This window comes from Bradyrhizobium sp. JR4.1 (assembly GCF_040548605.1).
Lineage (GTDB): Bacteria > Pseudomonadota > Alphaproteobacteria > Rhizobiales > Xanthobacteraceae > Bradyrhizobium > Bradyrhizobium canariense.
Genome location: NZ_JBEPRY010000001.1, coordinates 19,834 through 38,329, shown reverse-complemented (window position 1 = coordinate 38,329; position 18,496 = coordinate 19,834). Strand labels below are relative to the sequence as shown.

20 protein-coding genes are annotated in these 18,496 nt (G+C 64.3%); 13 read left to right on the top strand and 7 right to left on the bottom strand.

Annotation, left to right across the window (positions count from 1 at the left end; all coding sequences use genetic code 11):
- Positions 1-24 precede the first annotated feature (24 nt).
- The gene (locus ABIB90_RS00215) at positions 25-3,162 is read right to left on the bottom strand and encodes an efflux RND transporter permease subunit (RefSeq protein WP_354171454.1); all 3,138 of its coding nucleotides are present in this window, start codon (positions 3,160-3,162) and stop codon (positions 25-27) included.
- Between the two features lie 419 nt (positions 3,163-3,581).
- On the opposite strand from ABIB90_RS00215, the gene ABIB90_RS00210 reads away from it, so the two are divergent.
- Both ABIB90_RS00210 and ABIB90_RS00205 read left to right on the top strand, forming a co-directional pair.
- Positions 3,582-3,863, top strand: coding sequence for a DUF3551 domain-containing protein (locus tag ABIB90_RS00210; protein WP_219680379.1), 282 nt, complete (start codon positions 3,582-3,584; stop codon positions 3,861-3,863).
- Positions 3,864-3,896: 33 nt separating this feature from the next.
- Positions 3,897-4,166, top strand: a complete 270-nt coding sequence (locus ABIB90_RS00205; RefSeq protein ID WP_354199916.1) for a DUF3551 domain-containing protein — start codon at positions 3,897-3,899, stop codon at positions 4,164-4,166.
- A gap of 59 nt (positions 4,167-4,225) precedes the next feature.
- Here ABIB90_RS00205 and ABIB90_RS00200 read toward each other — a convergent pair whose 3' ends face one another.
- Positions 4,226-4,927 carry an SGNH/GDSL hydrolase family protein gene (locus tag ABIB90_RS00200; RefSeq protein ID WP_354199915.1) on the bottom strand — a complete coding sequence of 234 codons (702 nt, stop codon included), beginning with the start codon at positions 4,925-4,927 and terminating at the stop codon, positions 4,226-4,228.
- 88 nt (positions 4,928-5,015) lie between these two features.
- Positions 5,016-5,996, bottom strand: coding sequence for a Bug family tripartite tricarboxylate transporter substrate binding protein (locus ABIB90_RS00195; RefSeq protein ID WP_473367327.1), 981 nt, complete (start codon positions 5,994-5,996; stop codon positions 5,016-5,018).
- Positions 5,997-6,329: 333 nt separating this feature from the next.
- Between ABIB90_RS00195 and ABIB90_RS00190 the strand changes: the two genes are divergently transcribed.
- The 5 genes from ABIB90_RS00190 (at position 6,330) to ABIB90_RS00170 (ending at position 10,956) form a co-directional block, all read left to right on the top strand.
- A complete protein-coding gene (locus tag ABIB90_RS00190) occupies positions 6,330-8,144 on the top strand; it encodes a long-chain-acyl-CoA synthetase (protein ID WP_354199913.1) in 1,815 nt (604 codons plus the stop codon).
- 141 nt (positions 8,145-8,285) lie between these two features.
- A complete protein-coding gene (locus ABIB90_RS00185) occupies positions 8,286-8,531 on the top strand; it encodes an acyl carrier protein (protein ID WP_007597226.1) in 246 nt (81 codons plus the stop codon).
- The gene (locus ABIB90_RS00180) at positions 8,518-9,900 is read left to right on the top strand and encodes a class I adenylate-forming enzyme family protein (protein ID WP_219680371.1); all 1,383 of its coding nucleotides are present in this window, start codon (positions 8,518-8,520) and stop codon (positions 9,898-9,900) included. The genes ABIB90_RS00185 and ABIB90_RS00180 overlap by 14 nt, the downstream gene beginning before the upstream one ends.
- Positions 9,893-10,615 carry an SDR family NAD(P)-dependent oxidoreductase gene (locus ABIB90_RS00175; protein ID WP_354126813.1) on the top strand — a complete coding sequence of 241 codons (723 nt, stop codon included), beginning with the start codon at positions 9,893-9,895 and terminating at the stop codon, positions 10,613-10,615. Before ABIB90_RS00180 ends, ABIB90_RS00175 begins: the two co-directional genes overlap by 8 nt.
- Positions 10,616-10,740: 125 nt before the next feature.
- Entirely contained in the window at positions 10,741-10,956 is a 216-nt protein-coding gene (locus ABIB90_RS00170) for a hypothetical protein (RefSeq protein WP_219680368.1), read from the top strand.
- 4 nt (positions 10,957-10,960) lie between these two features.
- On the opposite strand, the gene ABIB90_RS00165 is transcribed toward ABIB90_RS00170, so the two are convergent.
- Positions 10,961-11,386 carry a ribbon-helix-helix domain-containing protein gene (locus ABIB90_RS00165; RefSeq protein ID WP_219680365.1) on the bottom strand — a complete coding sequence of 142 codons (426 nt, stop codon included), beginning with the start codon at positions 11,384-11,386 and terminating at the stop codon, positions 10,961-10,963.
- A gap of 176 nt (positions 11,387-11,562) precedes the next feature.
- On the opposite strand from ABIB90_RS00165, the gene ABIB90_RS00160 reads away from it, so the two are divergent.
- Positions 11,563-12,702 (top strand): DUF3095 domain-containing protein, encoded by a 1,140-nt coding sequence (locus ABIB90_RS00160; RefSeq protein WP_354199912.1) that lies wholly within the window; start codon positions 11,563-11,565, stop codon positions 12,700-12,702.
- A gap of 4 nt (positions 12,703-12,706) precedes the next feature.
- Here the strand turns inward: ABIB90_RS00160 and ABIB90_RS00155 are convergent, their stop codons facing one another.
- From ABIB90_RS00155 to ABIB90_RS00145, 3 genes are all read right to left on the bottom strand, one after another.
- Complete coding sequence (locus ABIB90_RS00155) at positions 12,707-13,141, bottom strand: DUF2147 domain-containing protein (RefSeq protein ID WP_088941344.1); 435 nt, start codon at positions 13,139-13,141, stop codon at positions 12,707-12,709.
- Positions 13,142-13,248: 107 nt separating this feature from the next.
- A complete protein-coding gene (locus ABIB90_RS00150; protein WP_354126810.1) occupies positions 13,249-14,634 on the bottom strand; it encodes an MATE family efflux transporter in 1,386 nt (461 codons plus the stop codon).
- 82 nt (positions 14,635-14,716) lie between these two features.
- Positions 14,717-15,244, bottom strand: a complete 528-nt coding sequence (locus ABIB90_RS00145) for a GNAT family N-acetyltransferase (protein ID WP_007597206.1) — start codon at positions 15,242-15,244, stop codon at positions 14,717-14,719.
- A 238-nt stretch (positions 15,245-15,482) separates the two neighbouring features.
- On the opposite strand from ABIB90_RS00145, the gene ABIB90_RS00140 reads away from it, so the two are divergent.
- The 5 genes from ABIB90_RS00140 (at position 15,483) to ABIB90_RS00120 (ending at position 18,494) form a co-directional block, all read left to right on the top strand.
- Positions 15,483-16,079, top strand: coding sequence for a superoxide dismutase (locus ABIB90_RS00140; protein ID WP_007597204.1), 597 nt, complete (start codon positions 15,483-15,485; stop codon positions 16,077-16,079).
- 255 nt (positions 16,080-16,334) lie between these two features.
- On the top strand, positions 16,335-16,946 hold the full coding sequence (locus tag ABIB90_RS00135; RefSeq protein ID WP_007597202.1) for a permease: 612 nt from the start codon (positions 16,335-16,337) through the stop codon (positions 16,944-16,946).
- The gene (locus tag ABIB90_RS00130) at positions 16,943-17,443 is read left to right on the top strand and encodes a hypothetical protein (RefSeq protein WP_148775145.1); all 501 of its coding nucleotides are present in this window, start codon (positions 16,943-16,945) and stop codon (positions 17,441-17,443) included. The genes ABIB90_RS00135 and ABIB90_RS00130 overlap by 4 nt, the downstream gene beginning before the upstream one ends.
- A gap of 44 nt (positions 17,444-17,487) precedes the next feature.
- Entirely contained in the window at positions 17,488-17,736 is a 249-nt protein-coding gene (locus ABIB90_RS00125) for a hypothetical protein (protein WP_354126809.1), read from the top strand.
- Positions 17,737-17,738: 2 nt separating this feature from the next.
- Positions 17,739-18,494, top strand: a complete 756-nt coding sequence (locus ABIB90_RS00120; protein ID WP_007597191.1) for a metal ABC transporter ATP-binding protein — start codon at positions 17,739-17,741, stop codon at positions 18,492-18,494.
- Positions 18,495-18,496: the final 2 nt, after the last annotated feature.

Below are 18,496 nucleotides of genomic sequence, written 5' to 3'. Positions count from 1 at the left end.
CGCAGGCCATATGTGCCGCCGCGCTCATTCCGCCGCGTGATCCTTCCGCTCATCGCACGCGACGGTAGCTTGCGGCTTCTTCTCCATCCAGCGCGAGAGCAGGTCGGAGAAGCGGTCGAGGTAGAGGTAGACGACCGGGGTCGTGAACAGCGTCAGCGCCTGGCTCACGAGAAGGCCGCCGACCATCGCATAACCGAGCGGTTGGCGGATTTCGGAGCCGGTGCCGCTTCCGAGCATCAGCGGCACGCCGCCTAGCAGGGCGGCCATCGTTGTCATCATGATCGGGCGAAAGCGCAGCAGCGCCGCCTGGCGGATCGATTGCTCCGGGGTGAGATGCTGCTCGCGTTCGGCCGCGATGGCGAAATCCACCATCATGATGCCGTTCTTCTTGACGATGCCGATCAGGAGAATGACCCCGATCAGGGCAATGAGACTGAAGTCGAAGCCGAAGATCATCAGGATCGCGACGGCGCCGACGCCAGCCGAGGGCAACGTGGACAGGATGGTCAGAGGATGGATGTAGCTCTCGTAGAGCACGCCCAGAATCAAATAGACCACGACCAGTGCGGCGAGGATCAGCAACGGCACGGTGCCGAGCGATTGCTGGAATGCCTGCGCGGTACCCTGAAAACTTGTTGCCAGCGCCGGCGGCGCGCGCATCTCGCGGACCGCGTGCAGCACCGCGTCGGTCGCCTGTCCCAGCGCCACGCCCTCGGCAAGATTAAAGCTGATCGTCACCGACGGAAATTGGCCTTGATGCGAGATCGCAAGCGGTCGCACGGGCACATTGGTCCAGTTGCAGAACACCGAGAGCGGCACCTCGTCGCCGGTAAGCGGTGATTTGAGATAGATCTTGTCGAGCGTACCGAGCTGGCCTTGCAGGTCCGGTGTGATCTCCAGGACGATGTGATAGCTGTTGGTCTGGGTAAAATATTGCGCGACCTGACGCTGGCCGAACGCGTCATAGAGGGTGTCGTCGATCAGCTGCGGCTGAATGCCGTAGCGTGCGGCGGTGTCGCGATTGATCCTGAGTTGAACCGTCGTGCCTTCGGTTTGCTGGTCGGTCGCGACGTCGCGCAGTTGCGGCAGCGTCTTCATCGCATCGAGGATTTTCGGCGCCCATTCGTTCAGTTCGGCGAGGTTAGCGTCCTGGAGCGTGAATTCGAACTGAGTGCGGGTGGCGCGGCCGCCGAGACGAACGTCCTGCGAGGCCTGCATATAGAGCTTGGCGCCCTCCACCTTGGCGATCTTGGGCCGCAGCCGCGCGATGATCTGCTGTGCGCCGGCATCGCGCTCCTCCAGCGGTTTCAAGGTGATGTACATGCGCCCCGAGTTCAGTGCCGTACCGCCGCCGCCGATGAACATCGCGATCGAAGCGACGGCGGGGTCGGCCTGCACGATGGTGTTGAGCTCCACCTGGCGCCGTTTCATCTCGGCAAAGGAGATGTCCTGGGGCATCTCGGACACGGCTGTGAGGAAGCCGTTGTCCTGCTGCGGGAAGAAACCCTTCGGGATCAGGATGAAGAGGTAGATCGAGAGTGCTACGGTCGCGAAGAAGATGCAAAGGGTGACGAAACTGTGGCGCAGCGCGACGTCGAGCCCGCGTTCGTAGGCGCCGAGCACCCTTTCGAACATCCGCTCGCTCCACTGGTAAAAGCGGCCGTGCCGAGCCTCGTGGTTGGCGCGCAGGAAGCGCGAAGCCATCATCGGCGTCAGGGTCAGCGACACCACCAGAGAAACAAGGATCGCCATCGCCAGCGTGACCGCGAATTCGCGGAACAGCCGGCCGATGATGCCGCCCATCAGGAGCAACGGGATCAGCACCGCGATCAGAGAGATGCTGATCGAGACGATCGTAAAGCCGATTTCGGCCGCGCCCTTGTAGGCCGCAGCAAGCGGCCTCTCGCCCTGCTCGACGTAACGGGTGATGTTCTCCAGCATCACGATGGCGTCGTCCACCACGAAGCCGACCGCGATCGTCAGCGCCATCAAGGAGAGGTTATCCAGCGAATAGCCGAAGACCCACATCAGCGAGCAGGCTCCCAGTAGCGCTAGCGGCACAGTGATGCTCGGGATGATCGTCGCCCAGAAGCTGCGGAGGAAGATGAAGATCACCATCACAACGAGCGCGATAGTGGTCATGAGCGTGATCTGTACGTCCTCGACGGCGGCGCGGATGGTGATGGTGCGGTCGCTGATGATCTTGATCGAGATCGCGGGCGGGATGGCCGCGATCAGCCGCGGCAGCTGCGCCTTGATGCGATCGACGGTCTCGATGACGTTGGCGCCGGGTTGCTTGAAGATGACGAGGAACACGCCGCGCTTGCCGTCGGCCCAAGCCGCCGTCTTCATGTCCTCCGGCCCTGCCACGGCCTCACCGATGTCGCGGATCCGCAATGGAGCGCCGTTGCGATAGGCGACGATGACGTCCTGCCAATGCTGGGCCTGGGTGAGCTGGTCGTTGGCGTAGATCGTGTAGGCGCGCTTGGCCCCGTCGATGCTGCCCTTCGGGCTGTCGGTGGTCGCAGCCGCGATCTGGGCGCGCACGTCTTCCAGCGACAGGCCCTTGGCGACGAGCTTGGCCGGATCGATCTGTATGCGTACCGAGGGTTTCTGCTGTCCGCCGACGAACACTTGGGCGACGCCGGATAACTGGCTGATCTGTTGCGCGAGCTGCGCATCGGTGCGGTCGCTGACGACGGTCAGCGGCAGCGTGTCGGACGTCGCGGACAGGATCATCACCGGCGAATCCGCCGGGTTGACCTTGCGATAGGTGGGAGGCGAGGGCAGGTTCTTCGGCAATTGGCCGCTCGCTGCATTGATCGCTGCCTGCACATCGTTGGCGGCGGCGTCGATCTTCCGGTTGAGGTCGAACTGGATCGTGATCGACGCCGAACCCAGCGAGCTGGTCGACGTCATCTGCGTGATGCCGGGGATCTGTGCGAGCTGGCGTTCGAGCGGCTGCGCCACGGAAGAGGCCATGGTCTCGGGGCTGCCGCCGGGGAGCGAGGCCGAGAGCTGAATGGTCGGAAAGTCGACCTGGGGCAGCGGTGCAACCGGCAGCAGAGGATAGGCCACGAGGCCAACGAACAGGATACCCGCCATCAGCAGTGAGGTGCCGATCGGATAGCGGATGAACGGAGACGAGAAGCTCTCTTGCATGCCCTGACACCACAGCCCTGGCCAGCGCATCTTCTCCCCGCGCACAGCGGAGTCGCGCCCGAGAGCGCAAGTGCGTTTCCTTCAGCCCATTTGCTTGTTCATTGCCCTGGAACGTCGTCGGTCCGGGCCGGCGTTGTGATAGAAAGACTAGTACGTTCGCTTGGGCCAGCGAACGGATTCCTGCGCTGGATGCTTTGCGACCTTTGTCGAAGGAGAGCTGCAGCGAGTTATGCGTTCCGCGCAGGCCGGAAAACTGGGTGCTTTCCGCTTCCGCATCTTTGCGGCGCTGTGTCTCACTCATTTCGTCGCGTGTCACAAGCCGGAGAGGTATGAAATAGGAACAATCGCTTCTGCCGCGCAGTTGTGCCATATCGAAATGACATAACGCGTGCCGTTGCCACCGATTCGAGGAATGTCCGATGCGCCTGCCGATCCTGACCCTCACCGCAATTGTCACGCTGTTCGCGGCGGCAGATGCCAGCGCCCAGACCTACGATCCGCGTTACCCGGTCTGCATGCACGTCTACATGCCCGGCGGTTTTGGCGGTGGTGGCGGCGACTATTTCGACTGCTCCTTCACCTCGCTGCCGCAGTGCCGCGCCACGGCTTCGGGCCGCTCGGCAAGCTGCGACGTCAATCCCTACTACGCGTTCGACCAACCCCCGCCGCCGCCGCGCCGGCGCCACAAGAACGTGCACTAGCGATCCGCAATGCGGCCTTCAGGGGGAATTTTCATGCGTCGCTTATTCGGCCTGATCACGACCGTCGGTGCCCTGCTCACGGCCGCGCCATCGCATGCACAGACCTTCGATCCGCGCTATCCCGTCTGCATGCACGTCTATTCCGGTGCGAACGGGGGTGGCGGGGAGTGGTACGATTGCTCCTTCACCTCAGTCCCGCAGTGCCAAGCTACCGCTTCAGGCCGCTCGGCCAGCTGCGATCTCAATCCGTATTATCCGTTCAACGCACCGCCGCAGCGCTTACGCCATCAGCGAGGCGGCTAGCGCTGGGCAATTACGTCCCGGCGGTCCATGGGGCATCGCGGATGAGCCGCCGCGTGCCTTTAGGAGCGCGGCGCCATGTTGACAGCGTCGACGATTGCGTTGGTCAATTGCCACGTCATCTTGTCCGTGGTCCAGTCGCTTGCGTGCAGCCTGTCGTCGTCGCCTGGGTCGACCATGCGGTCGAACGAAATCCCGGCGACATCATGCCAGCCCTTCATCAGCGCGAAACGGCCGAAGACGTTGACGCGCTTCTCCTGCGCGATCTGGCTGATCGCCTCGACCATGGCGCTCGCCTTCCTGGCCTTGGCCGGTGTCAGCAGCGCCGGCACATATTGAAGGTCCATCAGGATCACATCGATCTGCTTGGCGTCGAGCAGCCGGTCAACACCCTCGCGGATCGCTTGCGTGGTGTCCTCGAACGAGGGACCGGCGGATTGCCACACTGAATTGGTACCGACCTGCCAGATCACCAGATCGGGCTTCAGATCGAGGACGTCATGCTCGAACCGATTCAACTCCAAACGAGCATCTTCGCCGCCGACGCCGCGGTTGATCACCTCGATTGCGACGTTTGGAAATTTTATCCGAAGGTCCGACAGCAGCCGCTGCGGATAGGGCGCAATACCCCCTTCGCCCGCCGTGGTCGACGAGCCGATCGCGACCAGCCTGGCCTGTCCGCCCTTCACTCGGTGAGCAAAATTTGTCAGCGGCTGCTCGAAAGGCGCGGCCCGGACGGGAAACTCTAAGGGATCGAGAGCCACGGGTCGCTTTCCTTTCGCAGCCAGAACAACGCCGGCAGAAAGAATAGCCCGTTTCCCCGAGGTCACCTAGCGTCGCGAGGCCCGCTTGCTATTGCGTCCGGATGCCTGACAGCTCCACCACCTTGCGCCAACGGTCGGTCTCCGCCGTCAGCATGCCGCCGAATTCGCTGGCATTGCCGTGCAGCGGGATCGCGCCGAGCCCAGCGATGCGGGACTTGATCTCCGCATCGGACAGCGCGGCGTCGATTTCGCGATTGAGCAGGTCGATGATCTCGCGCGGCGTGTCGTGTGGAGCGCCGACACCGTAGAATGAACTCGTCTCGTAGCCGCTGAGCGTGTCCGCGATCGGCGGCGCGTCCGGCAAAATCTCCGAACGCTCGCGCGTGGTGACGCCGAGTGCGCGCAGCTTGCCGGCGCGCACGAGCTCGAAGGATGAAGTGACGTTGTCGAACATGCCCTGAATCTGGCCGCTCATCACGTCGGTCAATCCGGGTGCCGAGCCGCGATAGGGCACGTGGATGAACTGCACGCCGGCCAGCGACTTGAACAGCTCGCCGGAGAGATGCAGCGAGGTGCCGATGCCGGAAGAGGCAATCGACATCTTGCCGGGATTGGACTTGGCGTAGGCCATGAAGTCGGCGACGCTCGTCACCGGCAGGTCGTTGTTGACAACCAGCACCAGCGGAATTCGTGCGACGCCGGCGACCGGCGCGATGCCCTTGGCGAAATCATACGGCAGCGCCGGGTCGAACGAGGCGTTGATGGCGTTGGCGGTCGAGGTCAACAGCAGGGTGTGACCATCGGGGGCGGACGTAATCACCGCCTGTGTCCCGATATTGCTGCCGGCGCCGGGCTTGTTCTCGACGACGAAGGTCTGGCCGAGCCGGTCGGAGAGGCGCTGGCAGAGCAGCCGCGACAGCACGTCGGTGGCCCCACCCGGCGCATAGGGTACCACCCATTTCACGCTGCGCGAGGGATAGGAGGGATTGCCGATCGCAAAGGCGCGTGGCGTGGCGAGCACGGTTGCGGCAGAGGCTGCAGCCTGAAGGAAATGTCGCTTGGTGATCAATGCATGCATCCCGCTCTTCTTCCTTCTCCCTTGTGGGAGAAGGTGGCGCGAAGCGCCGGATGAGGGGTCACTCTCCGCACGTGAACTCGCGGAGAGTGCCCCCTCACCCGTCTCGCCGCTATGCGGCGAGCCACCCTCTCCAACAAGGCGAGAGGGGAAGCTTCCACGCACGATGAGATACTGCAAAGGCTGTGGCTGCGCACGCCCATCCCACCGGTTTGGTAAAGGATGACTAGAGTTAATCGCGCACTAACCCGGTTTTACCTTGTCTCTTAACACCTGGGCAGGGCGTGCGAGCTAAGCTCTCGGAACCAGCAGACACGTTCCGAAAGAATGAACGGCATGACAACCGGCGTCATCGAGCAACCGAAAGCCGCGCGCGCACCTTCGGCTTCGAAAATCTGGCTGAAGGCGATCGAGCTCACCGCACGGATCGAGACGTTGCCGGGCCGGCTGTTCGCCGACGTCGTCGATGATTGGGCGCAGCGCCAGCCCGATCGCATTGCGCTGGCCACCGATGACGCGAGCCTCGACTATGAGGGGCTTTCGAAACGCATCAATCGCTATGCGCGGTGGGCGCGCTCGGCCGGTGTGGCCAAGGGCGACAGTGTCGCGCTGATCATGCCGAACGGCATCGACTATGTCGCGGCCTGGCTCGGCATCAGCCGGGTCGGTGGCGTGGTCGCGCTGATCAACACCAAGCTCGTCGGCCGGTCGCTCGCGCATTGCATCGGTGTCGCAAGGCCCGCTCACATCATTGTCGCGCACGAGCTCAAGGATGCGCTGGACGGCGCGTCGCCACCCCTGAACACGGAAGCAAAGGTCTGGACTCATGGCGATGCCCGCAGCGAACGTGCGATCGATGTCGCGCTTGCCGCCCTCGACGACGGGCCGCTTTCGCCGGACGAGCGCGGCGACGTCACCATCGACGACCGGGCCCTGCTGATCTACACGTCCGGGACGACCGGCCTGCCGAAAGCCGCCAGCATCAGCCACCGCCGCATCCTCAATTGGGGCTTTTGGTTCGCCGGCCTCACCGGCGCGACGCCGCAGGATCGGCTCTACGATTGCCTGCCGCTGTTCCACTCGGTCGGCGGCATCGTCGCGCCATGCAGCATGCTCGCTGCCGGCGGTGCGGTGGTGATCGCGGAAAAATTCTCGGCCTCGAATTTCTGGCCCGACATTGTGCGCCACGACTGTACGCTGTTTCAGTATATCGGCGAGCTCTGTCGCTACCTGCTCAAGGCGCCGCCGTCGGAATACGAGAACCGGCATCGCCTGCGGCTCGTCTGCGGCAACGGCCTGCGCGGTGATATCTGGGACGATTTTCAGGCGCGTTTCGCCATTCCGCGTATCCTCGAATTCTACGCGGCGACGGAAGGCAATTTCTCGCTGTTCAACGTCGAGGGCCAGCCCGGCGCGATCGGTCGCGTTCCGCCGTTGCTTGCGCATCGTTTCCCTGCCGGTCTCGTCAAGCTCGATCCCGATAACGGCGCGCCGCTGCGCAATGCAGAGGGGTTTTGCATCGCCTGCGCGCGCGGCGAAGCCGGCGAAGCCATAGGCCGCATCGGCACGGCGGATGAGGGCGGCGGCCGCTTCGAGGGCTACACCGAGGCGAGCGAGACCGAGAAGAAGATCCTGCGCGATGTCTTTGCCAAGGGCGATTCCTGGTTCCGCACCGGCGACCTGATGCGGCTCGACGAGAAGGGATTCTTCCACTTCGTCGACCGCATTGGCGACACCTTCCGCTGGAAGGGCGAGAACGTCGCGACCTCGGAGGTCAATGACGCCGTTCGCAATTTCACCGGCGTGATCGACGCCACCACCTACGGCGTCAACATCCCCGGCACCGATGGCCGCGCCGGCATGAGCGCGATCGTGGTGAACGAGGGCTTTGCTGTCGAGGCGCTGCCCGCCCATCTCGCACAGCGCCTGCCGGCCTATGCTCACCCCGTCTTCATACGCATCTCGCGCGAGCTCGATGCGACCGAGACGTTCAAGCAAAAAAAGGCCGAGCTCGCGCGCGAGGGATTTGATCCGGGCGCGGTCTCCGATCCGCTGTTCATGCTGGACCCGAAAACCGGCGCCTATGTCGCGCTGGACGCAGAGACATATGCGCAAATCAACGAGGGTACGATCCGGCTCTAGCCGCGCGAAAATCCGCCAGATAGGTCCAATTTTATCCGAATTGTCCAAGAAGCCATTTACTTCTGTCGGGTAAACAAGCGGCCAAGGGAGGCGGTCATCAAGAGCCGCCGGAACACGAACGACAACAGAAGCGAGCCAGCCATGTCGGTACGGTCTAAGGTCATCGAAGCGATCCAGCAGATCGCCAAGGAACAGCACGTCGCGCTTCCCGCACTCTCGGACGATCTGTCCCTGCACGAGACGGGCTTCGACTCGCTCGCCTTCGCCATCCTGGTGGCGCGCCTCGAGGACGAGACCGGCGTCGACCCTTTCACCATTTCCGAGGACGCAGCGTTCCCTGCCACCGTGGGCGATTTCGTGCGGGCCTACGAAAATGTCCCCGCGTGAGATCTTTGCGCTCCGCGACCATCTTGGCGCGGAGCTGACCGGACGCACGCTGTCGGACGCGCAGGATGTCGTGTCGCTGACGGATATCCTGTCGCAGACGGTCCTGGCTGGCCGCCTGGGCGAGCTGTCCGGCCGCGCCGTGCTGCTGAAATTGTCCGACCAGCTCCGATCGGGTCTTGCCATGATCGAGCTCGACGGTATTGCCCGCCGCATGCTGCTATGCCCGCCCGATCTCAACCCCGCGCATCTCGATGCGCTGATGGCGGATGCCGGGATCGATGCCGTCGTCACCGACGAGCCCGATCGCTGGGCCGAGACCGGCGTGCCGCTGGTCGTCACCGCACAACTGCCGCTTCAAGCCACTGCGCCGGCCAGGACCGAATGTGCCACGGAGTGGCTGATGCTCACTTCGGGCACGTCGGGCGTGCCGAAAATCGTCGGCCATACGCTGGAAGCACTCACCGGCGCCATCGTCGCCGAAGGCCCGGCGCGCGGACCCGCGCCAATATGGGCGACGTTCTACGACATCCGCCGCTATGGCGGCCTGCAGATATTCCTCCGCGCCGTCCTCTCGGGCGGCTCGATGGTGCTGTCCGATCCGCATGAGGCGCTCGGCGATCACGTCACGCGGCTGAACGCGCGCGGCGTCTCCCATATCTCCGGCACGCCCTCGCACTGGCGCAAATTGTTGATGAGCGGCTCGGCCGCGCAGTTCGCGCCGCGCTATGTCCGCCTCTCCGGCGAGATCGCCGACCAGGCGGTGCTGGACGGCCTGAAGGCGGCGTTCCCGAATTCCTCCGTCGGCCATGCCTATGCATCAACCGAGGCCGGCGTCGGCTTTGCCGTCAATGACGGGCTGGAAGGCTTTCCGGCGGACTATCTCGGCAACCGCAACGGCGTCGAAATGAAGGTCGTCGACGGCTCGCTACGCATCCGTTCGACCCGCACAGCGCACGCCTATATCGGCCGCGACGCGGCCGCGCTCACCGATGCGGACGGGTATGTCGATAGCGGCGATATCGTCGAATTGCGCGGCGACCGCTACTATTTCGTCGGCCGCCGCGGCGGCATCATCAATATCGGTGGGCTGAAGGTTCACCCCGAAGAGATCGAGGCGGTGATCAACCGTCATCCCGACGTACGGATGTCGCGGGCGAAGTCACGCAAGAGCCCGATCACCGGCGGCATCGTCGTCGCCGACGCGATCCTCGCCGACGGTACCGATACGGCGCGCGCGAAAGAGATCCGCGACCAGATCCTGGATCAGTGCCGCGCGCAGCTCGCGTCCCACAAGGTGCCGGCGGTGATCCGCTTCGTCGAGGCGCTCGACGTCACCCCGGCCGGCAAACTGGCGCGCACCGATGCATAATGTTCTCGTCACGGGTGGTAGCCGCGGCATCGGCCTTGCAATCGGCCAGCGGCTTGTTGATGGCGGCTACAACGTGATCGCGGCGGCGCGGCGCGAGAGCGACGCGCTCAAGGCGGCGATTGCCGGGTCGGAGGGGCGCCTGCATTTCCGCGCCTGCGACCTCGCCGTGATCGACGCGATTCCCGCTTTCGCAAAACTCGTGCGCGATGAATTCGGCCCGATCTACGGCCTCGTCAACAATGCCGGCCTCGGCACCGAAGGCCTGCTCGCGACCATGCACAATTCCGAGATCGAGGCGCTGGTGCAGCTCAACGTGCTGTCACCGATCATTCTCACCAAATATGTCGCACGGCAGATGATGGCCGACGGTGCCGGCCGCATCATCAACATCTCGTCGATCATCGCGACCACCGGCTATAACGGCCTCTCCGTTTACGGTGCGACCAAGGCCGCCGCTACCGGCTTCACCCGTTCGCTTGCGCGCGAGGTCGGCAAGCTCGGCATCACCGTGAACGCGATCGCGCCCGGTTTCATCGACACCGAGCTGACGCACAATCTCTCCGACGATAGCCGAAAGCGCATCGCCGGCCGCAGCGCGCTGCGGCGCCTGCCGGAGACCGACGACGTCGCGCGCATGGTGGAATATCTGCTGGGCGAGGGCGGGAGCAACGTGACGGGTAGCGTGTTCACGGTCGACGCGGGCAACACGGCGTAGGCGGAACTCTACTGCCACAATTGCATTGATCCGGCGCAATGACATCATCCGGATTTGGTCCTAAGATGCCGCGCAATTGATTGGCTTACGTCAATCGATCTGCCCTAATCGACAGGGAGCAGTCCATGACCGCTGCGAGCCCGGACAAGGCGTCGGCAAAGCCATCTTCCGCACAGCAAAGCGACGTCCACTGCCAGACCGTTCACTGCCAACCGATGTCTCATCAAAATTCAGGTGATCACGGTTACGAAATGTATCCGCAGAAATTCGTGCGTCTGGTCGGCTGCCATGACGTACCCTCATCCGCGCTACGCAAGCGCGAGGTCGAGAAGTTGCACTAGACGTTCAGGTCCGGTGCTTCGGCAGGTCAATCCGTTCGTGTGAGAACTCCGGCGGGCCGTCGGTCAGGCGGCGGATCCGGCGCTCGCGTTCGTCTTCAGACAGGGCAGGATCGAGCAGCGCCTCGAGTTCATGCACTGCAAGCTCTTCGATCCTGGTGGCATCCGAGGCGAGCGGGTGCCCTGGCGGGAGTGCCGGGGGCGCGACCTTTAGGCCCAGCTCGACCAGCGTACGAATGGCATCGGAGCGCGACAGGTGATGGGTTTCCGCCCAGCTATCGACGGCCGCGGTCAGGCTTTCCGGCATCTTCACCGCGCTGATCGGATCACGGCCAGTGCGCCGGCTTACCGGAGCGATGGAGTCCTTCCTGTCGAAGTCGGACACGTCGATGTTCCCGCGCAACCGTGTGAGATCATCGAGACTAGACGCCATTTACGGCCAACTGTTTGATGCCGATCAATGACCTTCTGTGGCATTGCAGCGCGCCCTCATCTTGTTGTCCGGGTCCATTTCGGCCAATGGTTGCAAGGGCGCCCCCCGGCGAACCCGAATCGGTTCTTCCACGTATGTCTCTTTGGACGTGCGTCCCAACTATCCGGCATCATCCGATGACATCAGCGTTCTATAGCGGCATTCCGGTCTTTCGCGGCTTCACCAGCCTGATGGACCCCGCTTTGTATTCGCCGCTGCCCGACGACTGGAGCATCGGCGTTGCCGACATCGTGGATTCCACCAAGGCCATCGCGGCGCAGCGCTACAAGGCGGTGAACATGGCCGGTGCCGCCGTGATCGCGGCGGTGACGAACGCATTGGAGGGACGCGAATTTCCCTTCGTGTTCGGCGGAGACGGCGCGAGTTTTGCGGTCGCGCCTAATGATCTCGAACTGGCCCGCGAGGCTTTGGCTGCGACCGCGACCTGGGTCCGGGAAGATCTCGACTTGCGGATGCGCGTCGCGCTGGTGCCAGTCAGGGCCATCCGCGGTCACGGCCTAGACGTACGCGTCGCGCGCTTCGGTCCGTCGGCCAATTTGTCGTATGCGATGTTTTCTGGCGGCGGGCTCGCCTGGGCGGACGCTGCGATGAAGCGCAGCGAGTTTGCGATCGCCGAAGCGCCCGCGGGCACGCAGCCCGATCTCTCCGGCCTGTCCTGCCGCTTCGAGGTGATTCCGGCTGCGCGCGGCCTGATCCTGTCCGTGCTGGTCATGCCGGCCCAGGGCGCCGATCCCTCGGCATTCCGCAACGTGATCGAGGACATCATCCATCTCGTCGAGCGCAGCCCGGATGCCGGTCGGCCCGTGCCGCCACAAGGGCCACCGCTGACATGGCCGCCGCAGGGGCTGGAATATGAGGCGCGCACCAAGCGCGGAGGTCCGCTGTTCGCACGCCGCGCCAGCGTGCTGGCCTACACGCTGTTCGTCTATCTGATCATGCGCTTCGACCTCAAGCTCGGCGGCTTCGTGCCGAAGCTTTATAAGCGGCAGGTCGTGGAGAACTCCGACTTCCGCAAATACGACGACGGCCTGCGCATGATCCTCGACTGTACGCCGGAGCTCGAACGCGCGCTCAGCGATCGCCTCGCGACTGCCGCGCGCGACGGCATCGTGCGTTACGGGCTCCACCAGCAGGACGCCGCGATGATGACCTGCTTCACCCCGTCGGCGCTCCGCAGCGACCACGTCCATTTCATCGACGGTGCGCGGGGCGGCTACGCCTCGGCGGCGACGGCGCTGAAGGCAATGATGGCGTGAAGCGCTAGCGCCCCGCGCGGGTCCAGGTTTCGCCGCCGCAGAGCGCGCCGACGCAGCCTTCGACCCGCAGTGAATCCGCAGATGTCACGGTCACGCTGCTCGCATAGGTGCTGCCGTCGTCGGCATTGTAGATCTGGCCCGACCATTTGTTCGGTCCTGAAGGCTGCATGCCGCTGAACAATGGCAAGCCGATCATCGGGCGCCTGGCGAGGGCGGGATTGGGATTCTTGCTATCGGTAGCGGGCTGGCCGGTCGCGGTGTCGTGGGGTTCACGCAGCCAGACGACGTTGCCGCAGATGCCGCCGCCGCATTTGCTGATCTTGACGCGGGCATCCCCGGCCTGGGTGAGCCAGGTCCCGTCGGCGCTCTGCGCATGGGCGGCAGTCGCGCCAAGGAACGCAGCCAGAAGGACGATGAGAGCAGCGAATCTGGAAGTCATGAAGAGAGCCCCGAGGTGGAGCGCCTCCATAGCAGCCCAGCAGGATAGTGCAACGCTGGATGGAATCACATTCCTGCGTTTATCTGCCTGCGTGCATTGACCTGCGCTCATTTGCCCCAGCGCACCAAGGCGACCGAGCCTGCGGTCGACAGCCCGAACACCACCATGGCGCCGCCGACCAGTGCGAACAGGGTCCAGGCTGGAGCCTGCGCCATCATGAGGGTGCCGCCGCCGATCGCGACGATCAGAAGGCGCGCGGTGGAGGCGAGCACGGGACCGCCGACCCGCGCCGCGCCTTGCGAGGAGAAATACAGCGACACGCCCATGCCGAAGAACACAAAGGTCGGGCCCGCCCAGTGGAAGTAGCTGTGCGCGGCGGCGGCGACGCCGGCATCCCTGGTGAAGAGCGAAACCCACAGAGACGGATCGAGCGCGATGACGAGGCCGATCAGGCCGACCGTAATTCCCGAGGCCGCGGCCGCGGTCCAGGCCACGCGCCGCGCGCGTTTCACCTGTCCGGCGCCCATCGCAATGCCGACCATCGGCACCGATGCGATGCCGAAGGCGAAGGTGATCGGGATCAGCAAGAATTCCAGTCGCGAGCCGATGCCGTAACCGGCCAACATCTCGGTGCCGAAGGTCGCCAGGATCTTGGTGAAGATCAAAATGGTGAGCACGGTCTGGAGCGGCGACAGGCAGGCGACCGCGCCGACCTTGAGGATGTCGAAGAACAACGCGCGATCGAAATGGAAGGCGCGGAAATCCAGCGGCAGCCGGCTGCGGCCGGACCAGAGATACCAGAGGAAAAAGATCGCAGCACAGGTGAACGCGATCAACTGACCGGCGGCGACGCCGGGCATGCCGAATTGCGGCACGCCGAATAGGCCAAGCCCCAGCGTGCCGCCGAGCGCGATCTGGAGCACGCTCGTCCCGATCAGCGCCATCGAGGGCAGACGCATGTCGCCGGTGCCGCGGATCACCGAGGCCAGCGTGTTGACGAGCCAGATCGCGACCGCGCCGGAGAACAGCATTTGCGAATAGCCGCTGGCTTCCTCGAGTACACGCTCGCGCCCGCCCAGCAGCATGAAGAACGAGCGGCCGAAGACGAGCATCGTCACCGTGAAGAAAAGCCCGCCGCAGAGGCCGATGATGGCGGCGTGCAGCGCCAGCGTCGCCGCACGGGTCCGATCGCCGGCGCCGAGCGCGCGGCTGATCGCAGACGAGACGCCGCCGCCCATCGCGCCCGCGCTCATCATCTGCGTCAGCATGGCGAACGGAAACACCAGCGCGATCGCTGCGAGCGGGATGGTGCCGAGCCGGCCGATATAGGAGGTCTCGGCGACCGCAACGAGCGTGCTGCCGACCATCGCGATCATGTTGGGGATCGCAAGCCGCAGCAGTGTGGGCAGGATCGGTGCCGTCAGCAAGCCGGCGATGGGGGAGGCGACCGGGGCAGGCGGCGGCACGGCGTCTATCGAGGCGTCGATCGTCATGTGTCACCGCGCGGAATATTGGATGATGACCGACATATTATATGGCGTGCGGCGCCGGCGCCAGCCTCGCTTCACGCAGGGCTCACCAGGGCAGGCCGCAGAGGTCGATGGTGCCCAGCGTCGGCGCGCTGACGATGTTGCAGACATAGGGCGCCATGTGGGTGAAGCGGATCCGCCCCTCCGGCTGCTCGCAATAGACCTCGCCCTTGAAGGGGAGCCAGCTGCGGTTCTGGTAGAACGCGACATTGTGCGGCTCGCAGAACAGCAGCGCGAAGCGGACCGCCTCGTTGGCACGCATGGTATGCAGCGCGGCGTCGATCGCCATGGTGGCATAGCCGCGGCCGCGCCGGTCCTCCCGCGTGCAGACGCCGCCGATGCCGCCGATGTGAACCTTCTGCCCGTTCCAGGTGACGGTGCGGAAATAGATGCCGACATGGCAGACGAGACCATCCTCGGGCGTCTCGATCAGCACGCGCAAATCGGCATTGGCCCATTTGACGTGAGCCCAGGAGGGCTTCTCGACGGCGTCGCGTCCCCAGACGGCGCTGAGCAGGGGCTGTGCGATCGGCCATGAGGCGTCGCCGTTCAAAATGTCGATCTCGATGCTCATCGCTCTCTCTTTCGCATCTCCGTGCCGCCGGTGCGTTTCGTTCTGCCATAAGCACCTCAAAGGCAATGATATTTTACGGCCCGGTTGAAACGACCGACATCCTTGCGACGATTTTATGCAATCCGGCCAAGCCGCCGCACCATGCCTTCTGGAAAATTCGCGGTATTTAACGGCCACGGAACCTTCTATAAGGGGTGACCGTTAAGTCTCGTTCCCCCATCAGTCGCGGACAACACCCATGACCTTTACGCTGCCCCCACTCCCCTACGCCTATGACGCCCTCGGGCAATTCATGTCGAAGGAAACGCTCGAATTCCACCACGACAAGCATCATCAGGCCTATGTCACCAACGGCAACAACGCGCTCAAGGGCACCGAATGGGAAGGCAAGTCCCTTGAGGAGATCGTCAAGGGCTCGTTCGGCAAGAACCCCGCGGTGTTCAACAATGCCGGCCAGCACTACAACCACATCCATTTCTGGAGCTGGATGAAGCCCAATGGCGGCGGCACCAAGCTGCCGGGCAAGATCGAGAAGAAGATCAACGAGGATCTCGGCGGCTTCGAGAAGTTCAAGACCGACTTCCAGGCGGCCGGCGTCGGCCAGTTCGGCTCCGGCTGGTGCTGGCTCCAAGTCAAGAACGGCAAGCTCGAGATATCCAAGACCCCGAACGGCGAGAATCCGCTGGTGCACGGCGCCACCCCGATCCTCGGCTGCGACGTCTGGGAGCACTCCTACTACATCGACTATCGCAACCGCCGTCCGGACTATCTCAAGGCGTTCGTCGAGAACCTCGTGAACTGGGAATACGTCGAGTCCCTGTTCGACAAGGCGTAAGATTTTACGCCACCATTCCGGGATGGTGCGCTAGCACCAGACCCGGAATCTCGAGATTCCGGGTTCGGCTTCGCCGCCCCGGAATGACGGAAACAACGGAAGGCGGTCGCACGTGCGGCCGCCTTTTTGCTGTGCGGAATTCGGCCCCGCATGGCCCTGCGCGAGGTGCGCATCGCTCCCGTCATCGTACTGTTTGCATCGCATCTGCGGCGCCCTTAATCAGGACGGGCATCACCCTCGAGCCGAACGCGCCCGTTGTCAGAACCCTCCCCGAAAGACCCGGCGCCCGCCGAGGACGCGGACTCCGAGCCACGGCCGGGGCGCGTGCGCAAGCCGATCGGCTGGTCGACCATCATCATCGCAGCGCTGGTGGCGGTGAGCGCGGGTCTGGTCTGGCGGCGTGACGGCACCGACGGTGTTCTCGAGATCCTGACCCACGATCTCTCGCTGTTCGGCGGCATCCTGCCGCGCGTGCTGGCCGGGTGCCTGCTCGGCGCCTTCATCTCGGAAATCCTGCCGCACGAAAAAGTCTCGCGCGCGCTCGGGCCGAAATCGGGCCTGAAAGGCCTTCTGATCGGCACTGCCTTCGGCGCGATCCTGCCCGGCGGTCCCTTCACCGCCTATCCCGTGGCGAGTGCGCTGCTGGCGGTCGGTGCCGATTTCGGTGCCACCATCGCCATGGTCGTGAGCTGGACCTTGATCGGCTATGGCCGGGCGGTGGCTTGGGAAATCCCGATCATGGGTACCGACTTCACGCTGTGGCGCATCGTCATCTCGCTGCCGTTGCCGGTGCTCGCAGGCGCGCTCGGCCGCTTCGTCTATGTCCGGCTCTATCCGAAGCCAGCCCTGAAGGACGACGAGAATTGAGCGCCGCGCTTCTAATCGACATCCTGTTGTGGGGCTCGGTGTTCGGCGTCGGCCTGATCGCCTTTCGCCGCGGCCCACCGGTGTTCAAGGCCTCGCTGCGCGAAGGCTCCATGGACTTCATCAACATCGTGCCCCGGATCGCGCTGGGGGTGATCGGCTCCGGCTACATCGCCGCCATCATCCCGCAGGAGGTGATCAGCGGCTGGCTCGGCCCGGACAGCGGTTGGCTCGGGGTCGCGACTGCCGTGGTCGCCGGGGCCGCGACCCCCGGCGGCCCGGTGATCGGGTTCTCGATCGGTACGGTGGCGCTGAAATCGGGCGGTGGGGTACCGCAGGTGGTCGCCTATGTCGTCGCTTGGGCGCTGTTTGCCTTCCAGCGGGTGATTTTGTGGGAAATTCCGTTCATGCCGGCCCGTTTCGTCTGGTTCCGCTGTGCGGTTTCGGTGCCGTTCCCGTTCGTCGCCGCCGCCATCGCCATGGTGATCGGGAAGCCCTAGAGCCCGGCGTGGACAGAGGTAATGTTATAATATAACGTTTCGGCATGGTTCCCGCCGCGTCCCAAGCCCATCATCACGATCATGCTCATGGCCATTCCCATGATCATTCCCGTGACCACGGGCATTCGCATGGACACGATCACACCCACGCACACATCCATGGTGCGGCCTCTCCGCATCCGGCTCAGGCGGCGCATTGGTCGATCCTGCGCATGACGATGGCCGCCCGCCTCGCGGCCGCGCTCGTGGTCTGCGCCGTGCTCTGGGGCGTGGTCTTCCTGGCGATGAGGTGACCATGGCGGCGCTGCATTTCCACAACGTTACGCTCGGCTATGACCGTCACCCGGCCGTGCACCACCTCAATGGTGAGGTCGCCCCGGGCGCGTTGCTGGCCGTGATCGGCCCGAACGGGGCCGGCAAGTCGACACTGCTGCGCGGCATTGTCGGCATCCTCAGACCACTCGACGGCAGCATCCATCTCGGCGGGCTCGACAGCCGCGATATCGCCTATCTGCCGCAGAGTGCGGAGATCGACCGCAGCTTCCCGATTTCGGTGCTGGACTTCGTTGCCACCGGGCTGTGGCGCGGGACCGGCCTGTTCGGCGGCATCGGCAAGGCGGCGCGCGAAAAGATCCTCCGCGCAATCGCTTCCGTCGGTCTCAACGGTTTCGAAAACCGCCCGATCGGCACACTCTCGGGCGGCCAGATGCAGCGCGTGCTGTTTGCGCGCGTGCTGCTCCAGGACGCGCGGCTGATCGTGCTGGACGAGCCCTTCAACGCCATCGACAGCAAGACCACGGCCGATCTGCTGGCGCTGGTGAAGCACTGGCATGGCGAGGGCCGCACCGTCCTCGCCGCGCTGCACGACATGGAGATGGTGCGCACCCATTTCAGCGAGACGCTGGTGCTGGCGCGCGGGCCCGTGGCGTGGGGCCCGACGGCAGAGGTGCTGACGCCGGAAAACCTTATGGTCGCGATGCGGATGTGCGAAGCCTTCGACGACAGCGCCGCCGCCTGCTCGGCCGATGATGCCCGCTCACGGGCGGCTTGATA

Excerpts from the sequence above, each read along its gene's own strand:
- ABIB90_RS00215 (WP_354171454.1), bottom strand. The coding sequence starts at position 3,162 with ATGCAAGAGAGCTTCTCGTCTCCGTTCATCCGCTATCCGATCGGCACC.
- ABIB90_RS00210 (WP_219680379.1), top strand. The coding sequence starts at position 3,582 with ATGCGCCTGCCGATCCTGACCCTCACCGCAATTGTCACGCTGTTCGCG.
- ABIB90_RS00205 (WP_354199916.1), top strand. The coding sequence starts at position 3,897 with ATGCGTCGCTTATTCGGCCTGATCACGACCGTCGGTGCCCTGCTCACG.
- ABIB90_RS00190 (WP_354199913.1), top strand. The coding sequence starts at position 6,330 with ATGAACGGCATGACAACCGGCGTCATCGAGCAACCGAAAGCCGCGCGC.
- ABIB90_RS00185 (WP_007597226.1), top strand. The coding sequence starts at position 8,286 with ATGTCGGTACGGTCTAAGGTCATCGAAGCGATCCAGCAGATCGCCAAG.
- ABIB90_RS00180 (WP_219680371.1), top strand. The coding sequence starts at position 8,518 with ATGTCCCCGCGTGAGATCTTTGCGCTCCGCGACCATCTTGGCGCGGAG.
- ABIB90_RS00175 (WP_354126813.1), top strand. The coding sequence starts at position 9,893 with ATGCATAATGTTCTCGTCACGGGTGGTAGCCGCGGCATCGGCCTTGCA.
- ABIB90_RS00170 (WP_219680368.1), top strand. The coding sequence starts at position 10,741 with ATGACCGCTGCGAGCCCGGACAAGGCGTCGGCAAAGCCATCTTCCGCA.
- ABIB90_RS00165 (WP_219680365.1), bottom strand. The coding sequence starts at position 11,386 with ATGGCGTCTAGTCTCGATGATCTCACACGGTTGCGCGGGAACATCGAC.
- ABIB90_RS00160 (WP_354199912.1), top strand. The coding sequence starts at position 11,563 with ATGACATCAGCGTTCTATAGCGGCATTCCGGTCTTTCGCGGCTTCACC.
- ABIB90_RS00155 (WP_088941344.1), bottom strand. The coding sequence starts at position 13,141 with ATGACTTCCAGATTCGCTGCTCTCATCGTCCTTCTGGCTGCGTTCCTT.
- ABIB90_RS00150 (WP_354126810.1), bottom strand. The coding sequence starts at position 14,634 with ATGACGATCGACGCCTCGATAGACGCCGTGCCGCCGCCTGCCCCGGTC.
- ABIB90_RS00145 (WP_007597206.1), bottom strand. The coding sequence starts at position 15,244 with ATGAGCATCGAGATCGACATTTTGAACGGCGACGCCTCATGGCCGATC.
- ABIB90_RS00140 (WP_007597204.1), top strand. The coding sequence starts at position 15,483 with ATGACCTTTACGCTGCCCCCACTCCCCTACGCCTATGACGCCCTCGGG.
- ABIB90_RS00125 (WP_354126809.1), top strand. The coding sequence starts at position 17,488 with ATGGTTCCCGCCGCGTCCCAAGCCCATCATCACGATCATGCTCATGGC.
- ABIB90_RS00120 (WP_007597191.1), top strand. The coding sequence starts at position 17,739 with ATGGCGGCGCTGCATTTCCACAACGTTACGCTCGGCTATGACCGTCAC.